Source organism: Kitasatospora sp. NPDC030952 (assembly GCF_055571335.1).
The window spans coordinates 54,486-74,362 of record NZ_JBVIFM010000015.1 but is presented as its reverse complement, the minus strand read 5'-3'; the positions used below and the strand labels follow the sequence as shown (position 1 = coordinate 74,362).

Below are 19,877 nucleotides of genomic sequence, written 5' to 3'. Positions count from 1 at the left end.
GCCGGCCGGCCGCATCACCGGCCGCCGGGACCAGTCGGCCGCATCACCGGCCGCCGGGATCAGCCGGCCGCATCACCGGCCGCCGGGACCAGCCGGCCGCATCACCGGCCGCGCCACCGGCCGCCGGCACCCCGTCGCCACGGCTCCCCTAAAGTCGCAGGTGAGCACCGTCGCGCCGCCCGAGGAGAACCAGCATGCCGACCGACCCCGCCACCGCAGCCGCCGCCCAGGCCCCCGCCCGCCCGCAGCCCGCGCGCCTGGGCCTGGGCACCGCGGCGGTCGGCCGGCCCGGCTACATCACCCTCGGACGCGCCGCCGACCTGCCCGCCGACCGCACCGTCGAGGCCCTGCGCGAACGCACCCACGCCCTGCTCGACGCCGCCTACGCGGCCGGCGTGCGCTACCTCGACACCGCCCGCTCCTACGGCCGCGCCGAGGAGTTCCTCGCCCAGTGGCTCGCCGAACACCCCGAGGCCGCCGCCGAGGTGACGGTCGGCAGCAAGTGGGGCTACACCTACACGGCGGACTGGCGCGCCAGCGGCGTCGGCGCGCACGAGGTCAAGGAGCACTCGACGGCGGTGTACGACCGTCAGATCCGCGAGACCCGCGCCCTGCTCGGCGCCCGCCTGGACGTCTACCTGGTCCACTCGGTCACCGCCGACAGCCCCGCCCTCACCGACCCGGCCCTGCACGAGCGCCTGGCCGCGCTCGCCGCCGAGGGCGTCCGGGTCGGGCTGTCCACCAGCGGCCCCACCCAGGCCGACACCATCCGCCGGGCCCTGGCCGTCACGGTCGACGGCCGCCCGCTGTTCACCGCCGTCCAGGCCACCTGGAACCTGCTGGAGACCTCCGCCGCCCCCGCCCTCGCCGAGGCCCACCGGGCCGGCTGGCTCGTGGTCGTCAAGGAGGGCATGGCCAACGGCCGCCTCGCCGGCCGCAACGCCACCGGCGACGACACCGCCCCCCTGCGCACCCTCGCCACCCGCACCGCCACCACCCCCGACGCCCTCGCCCTGGCCGCGGCCGCCGCCCAGCCCTGGGCCGACATCGTCCTCTCCGGCGCCGCCACCCTCGACCAGCTCACCTCCAACCTCACCGCCGACCGCCTGCGACCCACCCCGCAGGACCTCGCCGCCCTGGCCCCGATGGCCGAACCCGCCGACGCCTACTGGCGCACCCGCTCGTCCCTGCCCTGGGCCTGAGGCCCCGTCCGGCCGGGCCGGAGCCGCGGCACCGCCATCCCCGGCCCGGGGTGGCGGTGGGCCGTCGCGGGGGATCAGGTCGGCGTGCCGGTCGCCGCCGGGCCGAGGCCGTGGGCGCCCCCGAGGACCCCGCCTCCCGGCCTCCCCGGCCTCCCCGGCCGCTCGCCCCGCCGGGGCGTAGTGGCGCATCCGCTCGTCCTTGCCTCTGGGCCTGAGGCCCCGTCCGGCTGGGTCGCCATCCACCCGCACCGCCACCACCTCCGACGCGCTCGCCCTGGCCGCGGCCGCCGCCCAGCCGTGGGCCGACGTCGTCCTCTCCGGCGCCGCCGCCCTCGGCCAGCTCGCCTCCAGCCTCACCGCGGCCCACCCTGCAGAGCCTCGCCCCCAAAGGCCGGGCCGCCGGGGCCTGCCGGTGCACCCGCTCGTCCCTGCCCTGCCCTGAGCCTGAGCTTGAGTCTGGGCCTGAGGCCCGTGTCGGCCCAGCGGCCCGTTGCGGCGGCGGCGTTGTGGGTGCGCGGGGCTGCGGGCGCCGCCGCTGCCTCGGTCCGGGCGGCCGGGTTTGCCGGGGGCGTGCTGGCGCACCTGCTTGTTCTGCCTCCGGGCCCGAGGGCCCGCCAACCGCAGCCGCGGGGGGATCAGGTCGGTGTGCCGGTCGCCGCCGGGCCGAGGCCGTGGGCGCGCCCGAGGACCCCGCCTCCCGGCCTCCCCGGCCGCCGGACCCGCCGGGGCCTGCCGGCGCACCCGCTCCTCCCTGCCCCGGGCCTGGGGCCCGTCCGGCTGGGTCGCCATCCACCCGCACCGCCACCACCTCCGACGCGCTCGCCCTGGCCGAGGCCGCCGCCCAGCCGTGGGCCGACGTCGTCCTCTCCGGCGCCGCCGCCCTCGGCCAGCTCGCCTCCAGCCTCACCGCGGCCCACCCTGCAGAGCCTCGCCCCCAAAGGCCGGGCCGCCGGGGCCTGCCGGTGCACCCGCTCGTCCCTGCCCTGAGCCTGAGCTTGAGTCTGGGCCTGAGGCCCGTGTCGGCCCAGCGGCCCGTTGCGGCGGCGGCGTTGTGGGTGCGCGGGGCTGCGGGCGCCGCCGCTGCCTCGGTCCGGGCGGCCGGGTTTGCCGGGGGCGTGCTGGCGCACCTGCTTGTTCTGCCTCCGGGCCCGAGGGCCCGCCAACCGCAGCCGCGGGGGGATCAGGTCGGTGTGCCGGTCGCCGCCGGGCCGAGGCCGTGGGCGCGCCCGAGGACCCCGCCTCCCGGCCTCCCCGGCCGCCGGACCCGCCGGGGCGTAGTGGCGCATCCGCTCGTCCTTGCCTCTGGGCCTGAGGCCCCGTCACCCGGGCAGGTCGGTTCGGCGGGTCGCTGAGGTGTCGAGGTGGTGGGCGTGCGGCCGAGGGCGCCGCCGCTCTGGTCGGGGTGGTCGATCCTGCTGGGGTGGAGGCGTACCCGCTCCTCCCTGCCCTGGGCCTGAGGGCCCCGCCGCCCGGACCGGCCGGCTCAGCGGCCCGTCGCCGCCGGGACGAGGTGGTCGAGTCCCCGCGCGCTGCCCGTCGCGGCCTCGGCCGAGCGCGGCAGCATGACGTCCTCGTAGGCGCGGACGGCGGCGTCGAGGTCGGGGCCGGCCGTGAGGGCGTGGGCGAGGTCGGCGCCGTCGAGCATGGCGAGGTTGGCGCCGAGGCCGACCGGGGGCATCAGGTGGGCGGCGTCGCCGAGCAGGGTGAGGCCGGGGACGTGCTGCCAGGTGTGCGGGGCGGGCAGCACGAACAGGGGGCGGTTGACGAAGCCGTGGTCGCTGTCGCGCAGGAGCGAGCGCAGGCTCTCGTCCCAGCCGTCGAACAGTCGGAGCAGGTGGGCGCGTACGGCCGTCCGGTCGGCGAGGTCGACGCCGGCGGCCCGGTGCCAGTCCTGGGGCGCGCGGAAGGCGATGTAGGCGCGGATGTGGCCGTTGCTGTTGCGCTGGGCGACGAGGGAGCGGCCGGTGCCCTTGGCCAGCAGTGACCCGTTGCCGACCAGCCGGGCGAGGTCGGGGTGGCGGGTGTCGCAGTGGTCGAACCCGGTCTCGACGAAGGTGACGCCGGTGTAGCCGGGCACCGCGCCCGACAGGGCCGGTCGCACCCGGGACCAGGCGCCGTCGGCGCCGACCACCAGGTCGAAGTCCTCGGCGGTGCCGTCGGCGAAGTGCAGCCGGGCGGTGCCGTCCGGCTGCGGGGCGACCCGGCTGACGGCGCGGTCCCACCGCACGGTGTCCTGGTCGAGCGAGTCCAGGAGCAGGCCGCGCAGTTGGCCCCGGTCGATCTCCGGCCGGCCGCCGTCGTCGCTGCCGTCGCCGTCGCCGTCGCCGTCGTCGGGGGAGGGCGACTGCTGGTTCAGGCGGGCGCCGGTGGCGGGGTCGAGCACGCGCCACTCGTCGCCCTCGGGGCGGGCGAGGGCGTGGAAGCGTTCGAGCAGGCCCGCCGCGCGCAGGGCGGCCTGGCCGGTGCCGGCGTGCAGGTCGAGGGTGCCGCCCTGGGGGCGGGCGTCGGCGGAGGCCTCGCGTTCGAGGACGGTGACGCGGCGGCCGTGCCGCTGGAGGACGCGGGCGCAGGTGAGGCCGCCGAGGCCGGCCCCGACGATCGCGATGCGGGGTTCACGGGCTGCGGGGTTCACGGGAGTTCCCTCCGGAGGTGGGTGGGCGATGGGTCGCCGAAAAGCCCGGCGACACCACCAAGAAAGCACAGTCACTCAATAAGTGCAATGACTACACTTTCGCAGTGACTTCATGCCGGGATAGAGTGGGACGCGTGACCGAACCGACCGCGCGGACCGAACCGACCGGGCGCCGCGAGCGCAAGAAGGCCCAGACCCGCCAGGCCCTGGCCGACGCCGCCCTCGAACTCTTCCTCGAACACGGCTACGACCAGGTCGGCGTCAAGGACGTCGCCGACCGCGCCGACGTCTCGGTGACCACCCTGTTCAAGCACTTCCCCGGCAAGGAAGCCCTGCTCTTCGACCAGGAGGACGACCTCGAGGCGGCCCTCGTCGCCGCCGTGCGCGAACGCCCCCCGGGCCGCTCGATCCCGCAGGCCCTGCGTGACCACCTCCTCCAGGGCCAGGCCCAGTACGCCGTCCACACCGCGCACCCGCAGTTCGCCGACTTCACCCGCCTCGTCCAGGACACCCCCGCCCTGCGCGACTACGCCCACCGCATGTGGACCCGCCACGAAGCGGCCCTGGCGCAGGCCATCGCCGAAGCCGTCGGCGCACCCGGGGACGACATCGGCTGCGCCGCCCTGGCCCGCTTCGCCCTGGAGGCCCGCAGCCTCATCCTGCGCGCCCCCGACCCGCGCCGGGCCGCCGACGAGGCCTTCGCCCTGCTCGAACACGGCTGGGCCGCCGCCCACCCGGGCAACTGACCCCAGCCGCCGGGCGGTTCAGCCGCCGTGCACCACCTCGTGCTCCCAGGCCTCCCGCGACTGGGTGTGCAGCCGCCAGTAGTGCCCGGCGATGACGTCCGGATCGACGGCCGTGCCCGGCGCGACCGGCCCGGCCACCGTCACGCTCGCCGCATGGACGCCCGCGGCGCCGTACGTCCGGTCCAGCAGCGTCACCAGCGTGCGCACACCGGCCCTGCCGAGGGAGAGGCTCACGTACGCCGGCTCGGGCTCGGGCATGCCGCCGGTCACCAGGATCGTGCCCCGCCCGCGCTCCGCCATCCCCGGCGCGACGTGCGCGGCGGCCGTCAGCGCGCCCACCACGTTGACCGCCCAGGAATCCAGCTGCTCCCGGACGGACAACTCCCCGACGGAGTCCGGCCGGATCAGCGCCGCGTTGTAGACCAGCACGTCCGGCGGCCCCAACTCCTGCGCCAGCCCGTCGAGCGCGGCGCGCAGGGCCGCCTCGTCGGTACTGTCCGCCGTACGCGCCGCGACCGCCCCACCGCCGGCCCCGGCCCGCGCCCGCAGTACGGCCTCGGCGGCGGCCTTCGCCGTCGCCTCGGAACGGGCGACGACCCCGACCGGCAGCCCCTCCCGCGCGAACCGCCGCCCCACCGCCTGCCCGATCCCCGGCCCCGCCCCGATGACCACTGCTCCCGCCATGATGCCCCTCCTCGTTCCGCTGTCCCCGTCACGCCGGGTGAACCCGCACGCGGTACCGGAAGATTGACGACAACCTCCGCCAACGCCCGTTCCCGGCAGCCCCCTCCCGGCCCGCCCCTGCGAACACCCGGGCAGCCACACGTGCATTCCCCCGCCCCACCGGGCGCATCCGGCGCCGGCGGAGCAGGAAGTCGGCAGCCCCGACTTTCCGTGCGGGCGCCGGGCCATCGGGCGGCATGGGCGGTGGTGGGGAGTGGGAAGTCGATGGGTCCGACTTTCTGTGCAGGAACAGGTCGTTGGGTGGGCCTGAGTGGTGGTGGGGAGTTCGGGTCGAGGCCGATGGAGTGGGAAGTCGGCGGGCCCGACTTCTTGTGCGGGCGTCGGGCCGTCGGGCGGCCGAGGCCTGTGCGCCGAGTGAACCCGCGCGCGGTACCGGAAGGTTGACGACAGCCGCCGTCAACGTCCTTTCCCGACAGCCCCTCCGGCCCACCCCTGCGAACACCCGGCAGCCATGCGCGCGTCCTCCGCCCCACGGGCGCATCCGGCACCGGTGGAGCAGGAAGTCGGCGGGCTCGACTTCTTGTGCGGGCGCCGGTCCGCTTGCGGGGGCTGGTGGGGCTGGTGGGGCTGGGTGAGCGGTGGTGGGGGAGTGGGAAGTCGGCGGGCTCGACTTCCTGTGCAGGAACAGGTCGTTGGGTGGGCCTGGGTGCTGGTGGGGAGTCCGGGTCGAGGCCGGTGGAGCGGGAAGTCGGCGGGCCCGACTTCTTGTGCAGGCGTGCGGGCGGCGTGGTGGGGGAGGGTGGCGAGGCTGCCGGGGCGGGAAGTCTGCGCCGGTCGTCGGTCGGTCGAGGCCGGTGGAGTGGGAAGTCGGCGGGCTCGACTTCCTGTGCGGGCGCCGGTCGGCGGGCGGCCGGGGCCGAAGGGGCCTGCCGGGCGGAGCCGTTGTCAGCGCCCGCCCCTACGGTGGGCCGCATGACCTGGCCTTTCGATGTTGCCCCGCCCGTCCCGCTGCCGCCCGGCCGTGCCGTCACCGCCGGGGAGGGGGCGCAGCCGCTGCTGTGGATCAGTGACGCCCCCGCCCCCGTCGGCCTGTGGGCGCAGCTGCACCGGGCCCACCCGCGGAGCGGGCTGTGGCCGCTGCTGCTCAGCCCGTTGAACGACGACGCCGACTACCGCCCCTGGCTGTCCCGGGAGTTGTTCCCGCAGCAGGTCTCCGGCCACGAGTGGTACGACCCCGACGCCCTGCTGCGCACCTGGTGGGAGAACGGTGGTGAGGAGGAGGGGGAACTGTCCGAGGTCCTCGCGCCCTACGGCCCCGCCTGGCCCGGGTGCGCCCCCGCCGTCACCGTCCCCGAGGGTGCGGCCGGCGTGGAGGCCCGGGGGCTGGCCGATGTGCTGCAGTCCGTCAAGGACGTGCGGCTCGGGCTGGTGCGGGCCCGCAGTGGCGCCGAGGCGCTGGCCGTCTGTGGGTGGACCGGCCCGGCCAACCACGAGGGCGACACCGCCAAGATCGCCGCCGTGCTCGCCGACTGGGAACGCCGCTTCGGCGCCCAGCTGGTCGAAGTGGGCTTCGACACCCTGCAGTTGAGCGTCCCGGTGCCACCGGCCACCCCCGCCGAGGCTCTCCCGCTGGCCGCCGAGCACGCCGCCTTCTGCCCCGACCAGATCCACCAGGGCGCCGGCAGTCTCACCGCCTACGCCGAGGAGCTGGTCGGCGCCCACCAGTGGCACTTCTGGTGGGACTGACCGCCGAGGGGATCAGCCGAGGGGATCAGCCGAGGGGATCAGGTGTGCGGGCTGGTCGGGCCGAGGGTGATGACCGGGCCGATGGGGCGGCAGCCGAGGTAGGTGATGGCCTGGCCGGGCGGGCAGGGGGTGTCGGTCCGGACCGGGGCGATGGGCGGCGGGGTCGGTCGGGGCGGGACGGTCCGCTCGGGGGCGGGGGCGGGGGCGGGGGCGGGGGCGGGGGCGGGGGCGGGGGCCTCCTTGCTCGCGGGTGGCTTCGCCGCCTGGGCCTGGGCCGGGGCCGACGGCTGGGGGCGGGCCGGCGAGGGCTTGGTGGGGGCCGGGGCCTGGTGGGTGGTGTCCGGTTCGGGCGCGGCCTCGGTCTCGTCGGCCGCCGGTGCGACCGTGGGCGCCTCGGTCGAGGGCGAGACGGGGGTCGAGACGGAGGTCGAGGCCGAGGGTGCGGTGGTGGGCGAGGCGGAGGGCGCCGAAGGCGAAGCCGACGGCGAGGCAGTCGGCGAGGGGCTCGACGTGGCCACCGCGTCCGGCGCCGCCGGGGCGGCACCCGGCGAACCCGTGAGCAGCACCGCTCCGCCGAGGGCGCACGCCCCCGCCGTGGCGGCGAGGATCCGTCGGCGCCACGGCGTCGTTCTGCCGTCCTGCGGGCCGTCCTCCGTGTTCTCCGGCACCCGTCCCACCCCTCTTCGTGTCGATCAAGTATTCGAGCCGGCCGGATGCTACACGAACCATCAGGGGTGTACGTACGTCACGCCCGCCGATGCCGATGCGTGACTGATTCGCCCGGGCCCGGCCGCGCCCTACCGTCGGAGACATCGACCCACTCCGACGCACACCGGGAGCAGCAGATGTCCGCCTACGCCCTCGCCCAGGTCCACTCCGCCGAGATGTGCCCCGACATCGTCGAGTACCTGGAGCGGATCGACGCCACGCTCGACGGGTTCGGTGGGCGCTTCGTCGTCCACGGGGGCAGGTTCGAGAACCCGGAGGGGAGTTGGGGGCCGCTCGGGCTGATCCTGATCGAGTTCCCGGACTACGAGCGGGCCCGGGCCTGGTACGACTCGCCCGCGTACCGGGAGATCCTGCCGCTGCGCACCCGGCACATGGTGGCCGATGTGATCATCGCCGAGGGGGTGCCGGCCGGGTACCGGGGTGCGGACGGCCTCAAGGAGCACTGACTCAAGAAGCACTGGTTCAAGGAGCGCTGACTCAAGGGGCACTGAGCCCGGAGCGGGCCTATGAGCGCTCGCGCCACCAGGCGACCGTCGCCGCGAGCTGCTCCTCCAGCGGGGTGGCGCGGACGGTGAAGGCGGCCTCGTAGGCGGTGGAGTCCATGACGAAGGGCCGGTCGAACTGGTAGCGGACTTCGCGCAGTTCGCGCAGCAGGGGGGAGAGGAGGCCGCCCACGGCGAGCAGGGCGGGGGAGAGGCGGCGCACCGTGACGGGGCCGGTGCCGGCTTCGGCGGCGAGCTGTTCGAGCATGGTGCGGGCGGGCAGGGCGGGGGTCGTGGGGACGTGCCAGGGGCGGCCCCAGGCGGCTTCCTCGGTGGCGAGTTCGGCCATGGCCCGGGCGACGTCGGGCAGGTAGGTCCAGCTGTGCGGGGTGTCCGGGTCGCCGAGGACGGTGACCGGGCGGCCCGTCAGCAGGGCGGGCAGCGCGCGGGAGGCGAGGTGGCCGCCGTCGGTGACGCCGGGGCCGAAGAAGTCGGAGGCCCGTACCTCGACGGCGCGGATCCGTCCGGCCCGGTGCAGGTCCAGGGCCTGTTCCCAGGCGGCGGCGCGGACACGGCCCTTGGGGCCGGTGGCGGCGAGCGGCAGGTCCTCGGTCATCGGGCCGTCGACCGGGCCGTAGCCGTACAGGTTGCCGAGCATCACCAGGACGGCGCCGCTGTCCTCGGCGGCCGCGCACAGCGAGGAGGCGAGCGCGGGCCACTGCCCGGCCCACTGGGGCAGCGGGGGTGCGGCGCAGCCGTGGATCGCGACGGCGCCGCGCGCGGCCTGGGCCAGCCGTACGGGGTCGCTCGCGTCCAGCGCGAGGTGTTCGACGCCGTCGGCGGGGGCGGCGGGGTGCCCGGTGCGGGTGGCGACCCGGACCTCGTGGCCCTGTTCGGCCAGCAGACGGGCGGTGGCGGCCCCGGCGGGCCCGTATCCGACGACCAGGTGGAAGCTCACCCGCCCACCCTAGGGCCTGTCACCGACAGGTGTGACACGGCGTCGGCCCGGCCTGCGGGGGCCGGCAATTATCAGGTATGGCGATAGCAAAAGAGGATCTATGCTGTCGGGCGTTCAAGATCCCTTCACAGGAAAAACAGGTTTCCCTGCATGAAGCTGCCCCGGGTGTCCGCTGTCGTCGCCGCCGCGGTCCTGGCCCCTGCCGTTCTGTTCCCCTCCTCGGCCTCCGCCGCCCCCCAGCCCGCCGGGGTCTCCGGGCCTGACACCGCCTCCGGCTCCGTGCCGGACGCCGCCGCCGGCAGCGACATCACCCCCGGCGGCGACGTCACCCCCGGCGACGACGGCGTCAACGGCGGCCCGGGCAACAGCAGCGGCCCCGCGACCCCCGACGGGCAGGAGCAGCGCGACCGTGCCGAGATCCAGAAGATCCTGGCCGACAAGAACACCGGCCCCGGAGTGCGCGAGGCGGCCGAGAAGGCGCTGAAGGGCGGCGCCGCCGAGCTGCGGCACTTCCTGGAGATCGAACTGGCCAGGAACCGCGGCGACGACCTGCGGGTGAAGGTCTCCCAGATCATGGACCAGGGCGGCCCGGCCGTGCGCGCGGCGGTCAGCAAGGTGCTGGACGGCGGCGGCAGCGAGGCGGCGCTGCTGAAGTTCCTCGCGGAGGGACTGCCCGCCGCCCAGGCCGAGGACGCGGACCGCGCCGAGGTCCAGAAGATCCTGGCCGACCGGAACACCGGCCCGGGCGTGCGCGAGGCCGCCGAGAAGGCGCTCAAGGGCGGGGCCGCCGAGCTGCGGCACTTCCTGGAGATCGAGCTGCCCAAGACCCGCGCGGACGACAACCGGGTCAAGGTCTCCCAGCTGCTGGCGACCGGCGGGCGCGAGGTGCGCGAGGGCGCGGCCAAGGCGCTGGACGGCAGCGACGCGGACGTCGCGAAGTGGCTCGCGGAGGGCTGGCCCGCCGCCGAGGCCTCGGACAACCGCGTCGCGCTGGTCGTCGCCCTGTCCGACAAGAACACCGGCCCGCACACCATCGAGGCCGGCCGGAAGGCGCTCAGCGGCACCGCGGCCGATGTCGCCCAGTTCCTGCGCGATCTTCCCAAGCTGCGCGCCTCGGACAACCGGGTCAAGGTCTCCCAGCTGATCGAGACCGGCGGCCCGGCCGTGCGCGCCGCCGCGAGCAAGGCGATGGACGGCAGCGACGCCGACATCGCGAAGTTCCTCGCCGAGGGCTGGGCCACCGCCCGCGCCGCGGACGAGGCCGCCGCGAACAAGCCCGCCGACCAGCCCGCCGGGCAGCAGGACCAGGGCGCCCAGCAGCCGCAGACCGTCCAGCCGGCCGCCCTGACCAAGACCGACGGAACCACCACCGGCACCGAGGCCACCACCGGCACCGGCTCGCTCGCCGCCACCGGCACCGACGGCGCCGGCTGGGAGGCCGGCGGCGCCGCCGCGGCCCTCGCCGCGGGCGCGGCGCTGGTCGCGGTCTCCCGCCGCCGCTCCGCCGAGAGCTGACCCCCGGTCGCGTCCCCGGCCGCCGCGTACACCCCACGGCGGCCGGGGACGCGCCGCGTTCCGGGGCGTCAGCGCCCGCGCTCGGCGAGCTTGCGGGCCAGCTGCTCGCGCCACCGCGCCGCGTTGCTGCCGTCCAACTGCCCCTCGAAGGCCCGGTGGGCGGCCGCCACCAGCTCCGTACGGGACCCCGCCGCGCGGTACCCGATCGCGGCGTCGTACACCGCCCACAGCGCGTCCTCGGTGGGGTCGTCCAGGCCCAGGCAGGTCACCACCCCGCGCCCGGCCAGGGCGTCGTCCAGCGCCCCCGCGAAGACCCGCCGCAACCGCTGCTCGTCCGTCACGTCCGCCACCGCTCAGTCCCCGCCGCCCTCGCCGCTGCTGTTGCCGCCCAGGCGCCGCCGCTCGCGCCGCCGTCGCCGGGCGTCGCGCCGCAGCAGCTCGCCCGCGGCGAGCGTCACCGCCGCCACGGCGCGCGCCCAGCGCGGCCCGCCGCGCTCGGCCCACACCACGCACCCGCACCCGGCGAGCACCAGCACCAGCACCACGACCAGCGCCACTCCGACCATGACGGCCCCCTCTGTTCCCTGGCCGGTTCGGCCACGAATCCCTCACTGTGCCAGGATTCCCCTCCGAACACCGAACAAGGACGAGCAAGAGGAGTCACCCGTGGCCCACGCCCGGTTCGCCACCCTGCACACCACCGCGGGCCCGATCCGGCTGGAACTGTTCCCGTTCCACGCCCCGAAGACGGTCCGCAACTTCGTCGAACTCGCCGAGGGCGCCCGGGAGTACACCGACCCGCGGACCGGGGAGCCGGGCAGCGGCCCGTACTACGACGGGACGACGTTCCACCGGGTGGTCAAGGGCTTCATGATCCAGGGCGGCGACCCGACCGGCACCGGCTCCGGCGGGCCGGGCTACGCCTTCGCGGACGAGTTCCACCCAGAGCTGTTCTTCACCAAGCCGTACCTGCTGGCCATGGCCAACTCCGGCCCGGGGACGAACGGTTCGCAGTTCTTCATCACGGTGGGCACCCCGGCCCACCTCAACCGCAAGCACACCATCTTCGGGCAGGTCGCCGACGCGGCCTCCAAGGCCGTGGTGGACGCGATCGCCACCGCCCCCACCGACGGCGAGCGCCCGGTGGAGGACGTGGTGATCACGAAGGTCGAGATCACCCACGCATGACGCCCGGGGCGCCGGCCTTCCCGCCCCGCCCGGTGCGCGGGGTGCGCGCCCGCTACGTCCTCCAGGGCGGCTGCCCGAGCGCCTTCGCGGACGCTGCGGTGGACTTCGAGCCGTGGGAGGAGGGCGTGCGGCTGGAGGTCGCCCGGGGCGCCACCGTGGTCGGCGGGCCGGTGGACGCGGCGGATCTGGCCCGCTACCACGCGGCTCTGGTGGAGGGGGTGCGCGCCGAGCTGGCCGAGCGACTGCCCGGTGCGGCGGTGGCTCTGGCGCTGGTGGTGCACCGCACGGTGGTGCACGCCGTGGACACCAGCGAGTACGCGTACCGCAGGGCCGGGCGGGTGGCGGTGCGCGAGGTGCTCGCCCTTCTGGACGGCGAGGTGCCCGCCCTCCTGGGCTGAGACGTGCCCGCCCTCCCGTGCGGGCACGCGCCGAGCCGCCGCCCGGCGAAGCGCGGGCGGCGGCAAGGGAGTTGACGGGGCGTCAGCTGCAGCTGGTGAAGGTCGAGTCGGTGTTGGCGACGTAGAGGGTGGGGCCGGCGTTCGGGTCCGAGGTGACCGGGACGGTGATGGTGTCGTCGGCCGTCCAGGGGAAGCCGTGGGTGTCGAAGGTCCAGCTGCCGGTGACCTTGCGGGCGATCTCGGCCAGCGTCACCCAGCCGTACTGCTGGGGCGGGACGGAGACCACGACGGCGTTGTTGACGCTCCTGGACCCGTGCCACTCGTTGGTGAAGGACAGCGCCGAGGTGATGGTCGCGGTCAGGGCGGTCGGGGCGCCGCCGGAGATGGTGGAGGTCAGGCTGGTGCCGATGCTGTTGGACCAGCCGCTCTCGTCGGTGACCGAGAAGGACTGCTGGACGGTGCCGGAGGTGTTGTTGAACCAGACCGAGGAGACGCAGGAGCGCGCCAGCGGCGCGGCGGGGGCCTCGCTCCGCACGGCCCAGGAGCAGCTGGAGGTGTCCTTCTCGCACTGCTTGGCGGCGTGGTCGACGGCCAGGTTGCGGGCGGCCGGCGGGAAGCCGGTGGACCACTGCTGGTTGGCGGTGCCGTTGCAGCTGTACTGGTCGGTCCAGGCGTCGTCGTAGTTGCCGCCGAGCAGCAGGTCCAGGCAGGTGTTGTCGCCCTGGTGGCGGATCATGAACGCGTCGTCGGCGTTCGGCACCGGCTGGAAGAACCAGCGCTGGCTGGCCTGCCCGGCGCAGGTCTGCTGGCGCAGTGCGGGGGTGAAGAAGGCCAGGTCGACGCACTTGCCGGTGTCGTTGTTGACGATGGTGAAGGAGTAGTCGGAGGGGTCGACGCTCAGGTGCCAGGACTGGTGGTAGCCGGGCGCGGAGTTGGTGACGATGTAGGCGCCGTCGCCGGTGTTGCCGTTCTGGACGTCGAGTTGGCGGCCGTTGCTGAGCGACTTGATGGTCAGGCACTGCTGCGGTGAGGAACAGGCGGCGCTGACGCCCGGCGTGCCGGCGGCGCCCGCTGTCGAGGGCGCGGCGAGGGCGGGCGCGGCGGCCAGGCCCAGCGCGACGCAGCAGGCCGTCAGGACGGTCGCCAGCAGCCGCAGCCAGGGCGCCGTGCGCGACGCCGGGGTGGGAGTGGAGGGCATGGAGAAGGGGTCCTTTCACGGGGCGTTTCGTAGGGCGTTTCGTAGGGCGTTTCGTAGGGCGTTTCGTAGGGAGGGAGAGGTGAGGCGCGGTCAGGCGGCGGCGAAGGCCGCCTCCAGGCGCGGGACGTAGTCCACGAGGTCCTGCGCCCAGCAGCCCGCGGTGTGGCCGCCGTGGCAGTCGGCGCCCCAGCCGGTGCCGTCGCCGTAGTCGACGTAGCGGTACGGCAGGCCGGCCGCGTCCAGGGCGTCCTTGAAGCGCTTGGCGGTGCCCTCGGCCCAGAACTCCATGTCCCCGGTGTTGCCGTTGCCGTTGCCGGTGTAGACGGCGATGCCGGTGCGGGCCAGCAGGGCCGCGCGGGAGCCGGGGTCGGCGGCGTTCCAGCGCCAGTCGGCGTTGAGCACCGGGTAGGGGCTGCCGAAGACCGCGTCGCTGGAGACGGCGGGGCCGTAGTTCCAGCCGCACGGGTGTCCGTCGCTGGGCCCGGACAGCACGGTGCCGGCGTTGGTGAGCATGGCGACGACGGCGCCGCGGATGATCATCTCGTTGGCCGACAGGTCGTCCGCGCCGGACATGGTGAGCACCTGGCCGAACAGTTCGGGGCGGTCCTGGGCGTAGTGCAGGGCGCCGAAGCCGCCCATGGACAGGCCGCCGACGGCCCGGTGGGCGCGGTCGGTGAGGGTGCGCAGGTTGGCGTCGACGAACGGGACGACCTGGTTCAGGTGGAAGGTCTCCCAGTTCTGCGCCCCGGCGGCGGTGCCCTGGTCGAGCCAGTCGGTGTACCAGCCGCGCAGTCCGCCGTCCGGGATGACGGTGATCATCGACTGGGCGGCGGTCAGGGCGGGGTAGGCCAGCGCCGGGTCGTCCGGGCCGTCGGCGGCGCCGTGCAGGAAGTAGAACACCGGGTAGCGCCGGTCCGGCCGCGCGGCGTAGTCGGCGGGCAGCAGGATGCGGATGGTGTGCGGCCCGGCGACCTGGGGCGTGGTGACGGTGATGACGAAGTTGGTGGCGCTGCCGGTGGCGGCGCCGACCTGGGTGAGCCCGGAGCCGTCGGTCAGCGGCGGCGGCCCGGGCGCCTCGGCGCCCGCCCCGGTCGCAGCGGCGGGCGCCCCGGTCAGGCTGGAGGCGGGCGCGGGGACCGGAGCCGCCGCCGCGGGCGTGCCCGCCGCGGGTGCGGCGAGCGGGAGCAGCAGGGCGGCCAGGGCGGCGAGGGCCGCTCGGGCGCGCCGGAGCCGGGCAGGGGTCATGGGCGTCCTCGTCGTCGGCGGGCCTGTGCGAGACTCAGGGGTCTGTCTGAGCATCGACAACTCTCGCGAGGCGACCCGGCCACCGCCAGAGCGCCAGGCGGCCCACCTGGGCCACTGGCGCAGGTGCGCCACCGTCACCGCCGGTGCCACCGCCGGCGTTGGCGTCACCGTCGGCGCCACCGCCACCGTCGGCGTCACCGTCGGCGTCACCGTCGCTGCCACGGGCAGACACCCCCGGCCCCGCCCGGCGCCGGGGCCGGACGACACGCAACGACACGACACGACACGACACCAGGGGGTGCCCGTGCACGACGTGCTGGATCCCGACAGCGAACGCGGCCGCGTCTACCGCAGCCTGGTCGCCCGGCCCCGCGCCCACCCGCACCAACTCGCCGCCGAGACGGGCCTGGACACGGACACCGTGCTGGCCGTCCTGCGCGACCTCGCCGACGACGGCGCCGCCGTCGCCTTCGACACCACCCGCAGCGCCGACGACCGCGACCACGCCTGGGAGGCCCTGCCCCCCGACCGCGTCGTCGAGGCCGTCCTCCAGCGCGACGCCCTGCGCCAGGCCACCGCCCGCCGGGCCGGCGCCGAACTGGAACGCCTCTACCGCTACGCCCGCCGCGACGCCGGCACCTACGGCCCGCTGGAGGTGGTGGAGGAACCCGCCGAGGTGCTCGCGGCCAGCGACCGCCTCCAGCTGGCGGCCCGTCACCAGGTCCGGGTGATCGACGTGCCGCCCTACTCCGGCAGCCGCACCCACTACCTCGACCAGGAGGAGCTGCAGCGCCGCCGGATGGCCGCGGGCGTGGCGTACCGGGTCATCTACCACGGCGGCGCCTTCGAGGACCCGGTCGCCGGACCGAACATGGCGCGGATGGTCGAGGCCGGGGAACAGGCCCGCACCCTGGCCGAGCCGCCGCTCAAACTCGCCATCGGGGACGAGGACCTGGCCATCGTCACCCTGCCCGCCGACGACCGCGAGGGCGTCGTCTCCCTGCTGATCCGCCCCTCCGGCCTGCTCACCGTCCTGGCCGCGGTCTTCGAGACGCTGTGGCGCCTGGCCGTACCGGCCACCGTGACCGACGTCGACCTGCGCATCGACGACCGCGACCGCCGCATCCTGACCCTGATGGCCTCCGGCGCCACCGACGACGCCATCGCCCGCCGCCTGGGCCTGGGCCGGCGCACCGTGGTGCGCCGGGTCTCCACCCTGCTCGCCCACCTCGGCGCCACCACCCGCTTCCAGGCCGGCGTCCAGGCCGCCCGCCGCGGCTGGCTCTGAACCGGCCCCCACCCGGACGGCCCGGACGACCCGGGAGGCGCTGACGGCCCGGACGGCCCGGACGACTGGGGCGGCGCTGACAGCCCGTACGGCCCGTACGGTACGGACGGCCCGGACGACCCGGGCGGCCCCGGACACCAGGGAAGACGGCGGGGCCGCGGGGCACGATCACCCCGCGGCCCCGCCGCCGTCCGACGCGAGACGCTCAGCAGCCGCCCGCCGGCCGCTCCCGGGCCACCAGGTCGGCCCGCCCGGCCGTGGCGTCCAGCCACACCACCCGGGTGCCCTGGTCGGCGGCCACCGCGTACTGGCCGCCCCGGTCGCAGGAGATCCGCCGCGGCTCGCCGCCCGCCAGCGGCACCTGCCACAGCTTGGGCATCGCGGCGTTGGTCCAGCCACCGGCCGGCTTCGTCGAGGTCAGCTGGTAGCTGACGGCCTGGTCGGAGGCGGTCAGCGTGGCGAACCGGGGGGCCTGCGGGGAGCTCGCGGGCAGCACGTCGACGATCCCCGAGCCGTCCACCGCTCCCGAGCGGATGGTGCTGCGCCCGGCCGGGTCGGCGGGGGTGTCCAGCCACACCAGGCGTCCGCCCGCCAGCAGGGTGGAGGAGGTGCGGCTCGGCCCGGAGCCGGCCGGGGCGTGCGCGGTGTACTGGGCGGTGACCTTCCCGGCGGCGACGGAGTAGACGGTCGGCGCGTTCACCTGCCGGCCGCCGTCCTGCCAGGTCTCGGTCCAGCCGAGCAGGCCGTCGCGCAGGGTCAGGCCGGACAGGCCGTGCCCCGCGGGCAGCGGGAGTTCGACCGCCGGCGCCCCGTCGTGGATCAGGTACAGACGGGTGCGGTGGGCGGCGTCGAGGAGCGCGTAGGCGATGTCCGTCCCGGAGACCTGGAGCCCGTCGAGGCTGTCGGTGGTGCGCAGCAGGCTGCGCACCGGGCCGGCGCCGCTGAGCGGGGCGGTCAGGACCTCCTTGCCCGGGCCGCCGGAGCCGCCCTGGGCCTCCCAGACGGCGGTGGTGCCGTCGGTGGCCGCCCAGCTGTGGAAGCGCCCGTCCTGGGGGCTGAGCCGTACGGGCTTGCCGCGGCCGTCGACGGTGCCGGTGTACAGCCCGTTGCCGTCGGGCCCGTTGGTCAGGATCACCCAGTGCCCGTTGGCGGCGACCGGGCTGGACATGCTGTTGGGGATGTCCGTCAGCAGGGTGCGGGCGTCCGTGCCGAGCCGCTGCTGCCAGCCGGCCCGGATCCCGTGGGCGTCGAACGCGGCGGCGACGGCGCGCAGTTGGCGGGCGTCCAGGCCCTGGGCGCGGCCGGCGGCCAGCACCGCGTTGCGCCCGGCGAGGAAGTCGTCGGTGGGGGTGAGGTAGTCGGCGAGGGCGTGGTAGACGACCCGGTCGGCGGTGAGCGGGTCGAGGGTGCGCCGCACGTCCCACAGGGCGCCGCCGAAGATGGTGGAGTTCAGGTGCACCCCGCCCGAGTCGACGTCCAGGGTGCCCAGGTAGTCCTTCGTGGTGGTGTGGTGGTCGTCCAGGCGGCGGTCCGCGCACTCCTGCGGGGTGCCGGTGCGGCACAGGGACTCGCCCAGCAGCGGGGCGGTGGGGTCGTCCATGGACACGCCGCGGGCGGTGACCTCGATGGCGTTGCCGAAGTAGTCGGCGAGGGCCTCGTTCATGGCGCCGGACTGGCCGAAGTAGACCAGGCGCGCGGTGTGGCTGATGACGGCGTGGGTCATCTCGTGCCCGGAGACGTCCAGGGCGGCGGAGAAGGGGTAGCGGCCGGGGAGGGCGCCGTAGACCATCTTCTGGCCGTCCCAGAACGCGTTGGCGAACGGGCCGCCGTGGTCGCTGACGTTGACCACGGAGACGATCGGCCCGCCCTGGCCGTCCAGGCCGTCGCGGCCGAGCCGGTCGCGGTAGAAGTCGTACACGATCCCGGCGTTGACGTGGGCGTCGGTGGCGCCGTCGTCGCCGGTGGCGGCGGGGAAGTCGGGGGTGGGGGAGGAGGCGGGGACGGCGTCGGCCGGGACGGTGCCGTCGAAGTCGCCCGCGTCGAAGTCGCCCGCGTCGCGGCCGGCCGCGTCGTAGGTGGTGATGGTGGCGGGGCGGGTGAGGTCGGTGAGCTGGTAGGTGCCGTCGGGGCGCTTGGCGATGTGCAGCGCGGTGGCGCGGCCGTGGGCGTCGGGGGCGGTGCCGTCGGCGGGCTGGAGGCCGTCGGCGGGGGCCTGCGCGGCCTTCCGGTCGGAGGTCGGGCCGTTCGCCGGGCTGTTCGCCGGGCCGCTCGCTCGGCCGTTCGCCGGGCGGGGTGCGCGGGCGTCGTGGGCGAGGGCGACGGTGCCGGCGGTGGCGTCCACGTACACCTCGCGGGCGGCGCCGCCGTCCGCGGGGCGCACGGTGTAGTGCTCGGTCAGACGGCCGGGGCCGCCGGGCAGCACGACCGCGCCGAGGTCCTCGGCGGTGGCGCCGGTGCGCTGCTGGGGGTCGGCCAGCGAGTCGATCGCGGTGCGGCGCAGCGCCTCGGCCGGGACGGCGGGGGTGGTGGGGGCGGTCAGGCCGGTGAAGTAGCGCCCGCCCGCCGACTCGACCTTCTGGCCGGCGCCCTGCCCGGTCAGGTGCACCAGGTACTGGCCGCCGAGGACGGGGACCCCGTCGTGGCGCTGCTCGAACCTGACGGTGCGCCGGCCGTCCGGGCCGGGGGTGGAGGCGAGTTCGGTCAGCTCGCCGGTGTCGATGCGGTAGCGCTCGGGATGGGCCGCCAGGTGGGCCCGGGCGGCCTGGACCGGGTCGCCGGGGGCGGGCTCGTCCAGGCCGGTCACCAGCTGTGGCGTGGCGGTGTCCTGACCCGCCACCAGGGCGGGCACCGGGTCGGCGTCCGCGCTCAGCGTCAGGGTCGGGGCCGGGGCCGTGCTCGGGGCCGGGGCGGCCAGGGCGGTCGGCGCGGTCAGGGCCAGCGCCACCGTGGTGGCGGCGACGGCCAACGCGCGGGCGGTAAGCGGATGTTGGGGCACGGCGGTCCTCTCGCGTGCGGGTACGGGGGTGCGACGGCGCAGGGCGTCGCGTCGCAGCCCCCACAATAGGCAGTCAGGCGACATATGTCGATGGACTGTCTATCTCGGGCCCGTTCCGTGCGGACTCCCAACCCCCTCAACGTCCGTACGCGAGCGGCCCGTTCAGGACGCCGTCGCCCGGCGCCAGCGCTCCCGCAGGTCCTCGGCCGTCCAGCGGCCCAGGAACACCGCGCCGTACGCGGCGAACGGGACGGGCAGGGCGAACAGCGGCACCGACAGCCAGCTCGGCCGCCCGGTGCTCATCCGCCCCCGGTCGTCCAGCCACACCGTGATCCGGTGGCCCTCCGGGTACGGGCCCTCCGGCCGCTCCGCGCTGAACTCCCGCCCGTCCACGCTCCAGTGGAAGGTGCAGGCGTACGTCTTCGCGCCCAGGCCGTTGCCCTCCCCGCCCGGCTCCTGGCCGCTCACCCGGCAGCCCGTCACCAGGGCCGTCGTGCTGCGCGGATGGCTCAGCCGCTCCCGCACGGTGCCGGCGACCTGCGCCGCCAGGAACACCGCGACCAGCGTCAGCAGCAGGAACCCCGCCGCCCGGATGCCCGTCCCGCGCAGCCGCTCCGGGCCGCACCGGCGCACCGGGAGCCAGGCCGCCACCCCCGCCACCGCCGCGCCGGCGCACAGCCACCACAGCCACCCGGGCACCGGATCGTCCTGCGACCACGCCCACAGCGCGACCGAGCCCGCGAGCGCCAGCGTCACCACCGCCGCCGCGGTCACCGCGAGGTACCGCCGCTCGAAGTGCCGCTCCTCGAATCCCGTCCCGCTCAACCCCGCCCCCCGACGTCACGGGCCGCCACCGGCCCCCACCCGATCA

19 protein-coding genes are annotated in these 19,877 nt (G+C 76.0%); 9 read left to right on the top strand and 10 right to left on the bottom strand.

Annotation, left to right across the window (positions count from 1 at the left end; translation table 11 throughout):
- The first annotated feature begins 194 nt into the window (after positions 1-194).
- Positions 195-1,202 (top strand): aldo/keto reductase, encoded by a 1,008-nt coding sequence (locus ACZ47G_RS24840; protein WP_465746089.1) that lies wholly within the window; start codon positions 195-197, stop codon positions 1,200-1,202.
- Positions 1,203-1,401: 199 nt separating this feature from the next.
- Positions 1,402-1,644, top strand: a complete 243-nt coding sequence (locus ACZ47G_RS24835) for a hypothetical protein (RefSeq protein WP_465746087.1) — start codon at positions 1,402-1,404, stop codon at positions 1,642-1,644.
- A gap of 1,041 nt (positions 1,645-2,685) precedes the next feature.
- On the opposite strand, the gene ACZ47G_RS24830 is transcribed toward ACZ47G_RS24835, so the two are convergent.
- A complete protein-coding gene (locus tag ACZ47G_RS24830) occupies positions 2,686-3,834 on the bottom strand; it encodes an FAD-dependent oxidoreductase (protein WP_465746085.1) in 1,149 nt (382 codons plus the stop codon).
- 134 nt (positions 3,835-3,968) lie between these two features.
- Between ACZ47G_RS24830 and ACZ47G_RS24825 the strand changes: the two genes are divergently transcribed.
- Positions 3,969-4,580, top strand: a complete 612-nt coding sequence (locus ACZ47G_RS24825) for a TetR/AcrR family transcriptional regulator (RefSeq protein ID WP_465746083.1) — start codon at positions 3,969-3,971, stop codon at positions 4,578-4,580.
- 18 nt (positions 4,581-4,598) lie between these two features.
- Here the strand turns inward: ACZ47G_RS24825 and ACZ47G_RS24820 are convergent, their stop codons facing one another.
- Positions 4,599-5,264 (bottom strand): SDR family NAD(P)-dependent oxidoreductase, encoded by a 666-nt coding sequence (locus ACZ47G_RS24820; protein WP_465746081.1) that lies wholly within the window; start codon positions 5,262-5,264, stop codon positions 4,599-4,601.
- Positions 5,265-6,236: 972 nt separating this feature from the next.
- Here ACZ47G_RS24820 and ACZ47G_RS24815 point away from each other — a divergent pair.
- The gene (locus ACZ47G_RS24815; RefSeq protein WP_465746079.1) at positions 6,237-7,010 is read left to right on the top strand and encodes a DUF4253 domain-containing protein; all 774 of its coding nucleotides are present in this window, start codon (positions 6,237-6,239) and stop codon (positions 7,008-7,010) included.
- Between the two features lie 38 nt (positions 7,011-7,048).
- Here the strand turns inward: ACZ47G_RS24815 and ACZ47G_RS24810 are convergent, their stop codons facing one another.
- Entirely contained in the window at positions 7,049-7,678 is a 630-nt protein-coding gene (locus ACZ47G_RS24810) for a hypothetical protein (RefSeq protein WP_465746077.1), read from the bottom strand.
- A 177-nt stretch (positions 7,679-7,855) separates the two neighbouring features.
- Here ACZ47G_RS24810 and ACZ47G_RS24805 point away from each other — a divergent pair, with 177 nt between their 5' ends.
- A complete protein-coding gene (locus ACZ47G_RS24805) occupies positions 7,856-8,185 on the top strand; it encodes a DUF1330 domain-containing protein (RefSeq protein WP_465746075.1) in 330 nt (109 codons plus the stop codon).
- 58 nt (positions 8,186-8,243) lie between these two features.
- On the opposite strand, the gene ACZ47G_RS24800 is transcribed toward ACZ47G_RS24805, so the two are convergent.
- Positions 8,244-9,179: an NAD-dependent epimerase/dehydratase family protein gene (locus tag ACZ47G_RS24800; RefSeq protein ID WP_465746073.1), complete on the bottom strand. Its 936-nt coding sequence runs from the start codon at positions 9,177-9,179 to the stop codon at positions 8,244-8,246.
- A 165-nt stretch (positions 9,180-9,344) separates the two neighbouring features.
- Between ACZ47G_RS24800 and ACZ47G_RS24795 the strand changes: the two genes are divergently transcribed.
- The gene (locus tag ACZ47G_RS24795; protein WP_465746071.1) at positions 9,345-10,694 is read left to right on the top strand and encodes an ALF repeat-containing protein; all 1,350 of its coding nucleotides are present in this window, start codon (positions 9,345-9,347) and stop codon (positions 10,692-10,694) included.
- Positions 10,695-10,762: 68 nt separating this feature from the next.
- Here ACZ47G_RS24795 and ACZ47G_RS24790 read toward each other — a convergent pair whose 3' ends face one another.
- Entirely contained in the window at positions 10,763-11,044 is a 282-nt protein-coding gene (locus ACZ47G_RS24790; protein WP_465746069.1) for a hypothetical protein, read from the bottom strand.
- A gap of 3 nt (positions 11,045-11,047) precedes the next feature.
- Positions 11,048-11,260 carry a hypothetical protein gene (locus ACZ47G_RS24785; protein WP_465746067.1) on the bottom strand — a complete coding sequence of 71 codons (213 nt, stop codon included), beginning with the start codon at positions 11,258-11,260 and terminating at the stop codon, positions 11,048-11,050.
- A 100-nt stretch (positions 11,261-11,360) separates the two neighbouring features.
- Between ACZ47G_RS24785 and ACZ47G_RS24780 the strand changes: the two genes are divergently transcribed.
- Together ACZ47G_RS24780 and ACZ47G_RS24775 are read left to right on the top strand one after the other, a co-directional pair.
- Positions 11,361-11,882: a peptidylprolyl isomerase gene (locus tag ACZ47G_RS24780; protein WP_465746065.1), complete on the top strand. Its 522-nt coding sequence runs from the start codon at positions 11,361-11,363 to the stop codon at positions 11,880-11,882.
- Positions 11,879-12,280, top strand: a complete 402-nt coding sequence (locus ACZ47G_RS24775) for a hypothetical protein (protein WP_465746063.1) — start codon at positions 11,879-11,881, stop codon at positions 12,278-12,280. Before ACZ47G_RS24780 ends, ACZ47G_RS24775 begins: the two co-directional genes overlap by 4 nt.
- An 82-nt stretch (positions 12,281-12,362) precedes the next feature.
- Here the strand turns inward: ACZ47G_RS24775 and ACZ47G_RS24770 are convergent, their stop codons facing one another.
- Positions 12,363-13,478, bottom strand: a complete 1,116-nt coding sequence (locus ACZ47G_RS24770) for an RICIN domain-containing protein (RefSeq protein ID WP_465746061.1) — start codon at positions 13,476-13,478, stop codon at positions 12,363-12,365.
- Positions 13,479-13,568: 90 nt separating this feature from the next.
- Positions 13,569-14,723 carry an alpha/beta hydrolase gene (locus tag ACZ47G_RS24765; RefSeq protein ID WP_465746059.1) on the bottom strand — a complete coding sequence of 385 codons (1,155 nt, stop codon included), beginning with the start codon at positions 14,721-14,723 and terminating at the stop codon, positions 13,569-13,571.
- Between the two features lie 304 nt (positions 14,724-15,027).
- Here ACZ47G_RS24765 and ACZ47G_RS24760 point away from each other — a divergent pair, with 304 nt between their 5' ends.
- On the top strand, positions 15,028-16,011 hold the full coding sequence (locus ACZ47G_RS24760) for a hypothetical protein (protein ID WP_465746057.1): 984 nt from the start codon (positions 15,028-15,030) through the stop codon (positions 16,009-16,011).
- A 205-nt stretch (positions 16,012-16,216) separates the two neighbouring features.
- Here ACZ47G_RS24760 and ACZ47G_RS24755 read toward each other — a convergent pair whose 3' ends face one another.
- Both ACZ47G_RS24755 and ACZ47G_RS24750 read right to left on the bottom strand, forming a co-directional pair.
- Positions 16,217-18,976, bottom strand: a complete 2,760-nt coding sequence (locus ACZ47G_RS24755; RefSeq protein WP_465746055.1) for a M4 family metallopeptidase — start codon at positions 18,974-18,976, stop codon at positions 16,217-16,219.
- 192 nt (positions 18,977-19,168) lie between these two features.
- Positions 19,169-19,831 (bottom strand): hypothetical protein, encoded by a 663-nt coding sequence (locus ACZ47G_RS24750; protein WP_465746053.1) that lies wholly within the window; start codon positions 19,829-19,831, stop codon positions 19,169-19,171.
- Between the last annotated feature and the right edge of the window lie 46 nt (positions 19,832-19,877).

Coding starts and splice junctions, on each gene's coding strand:
- ACZ47G_RS24840 (WP_465746089.1), top strand. CDS start 195: ATGCCGACCGACCCCGCCACCGCAGCCGCCGCCCAGGCCCCCGCCCGC.
- ACZ47G_RS24820 (WP_465746081.1), bottom strand. CDS start 5,264: ATGGCGGGAGCAGTGGTCATCGGGGCGGGGCCGGGGATCGGGCAGGCG.
- ACZ47G_RS24815 (WP_465746079.1), top strand. CDS start 6,237: ATGACCTGGCCTTTCGATGTTGCCCCGCCCGTCCCGCTGCCGCCCGGC.
- ACZ47G_RS24805 (WP_465746075.1), top strand. CDS start 7,856: ATGTCCGCCTACGCCCTCGCCCAGGTCCACTCCGCCGAGATGTGCCCC.
- ACZ47G_RS24785 (WP_465746067.1), bottom strand. CDS start 11,260: ATGGTCGGAGTGGCGCTGGTCGTGGTGCTGGTGCTGGTGCTCGCCGGG.
- ACZ47G_RS24775 (WP_465746063.1), top strand. CDS start 11,879: ATGACGCCCGGGGCGCCGGCCTTCCCGCCCCGCCCGGTGCGCGGGGTG.
- ACZ47G_RS24770 (WP_465746061.1), bottom strand. CDS start 13,478: ATGCCCTCCACTCCCACCCCGGCGTCGCGCACGGCGCCCTGGCTGCGG.
- ACZ47G_RS24765 (WP_465746059.1), bottom strand. CDS start 14,723: ATGACCCCTGCCCGGCTCCGGCGCGCCCGAGCGGCCCTCGCCGCCCTG.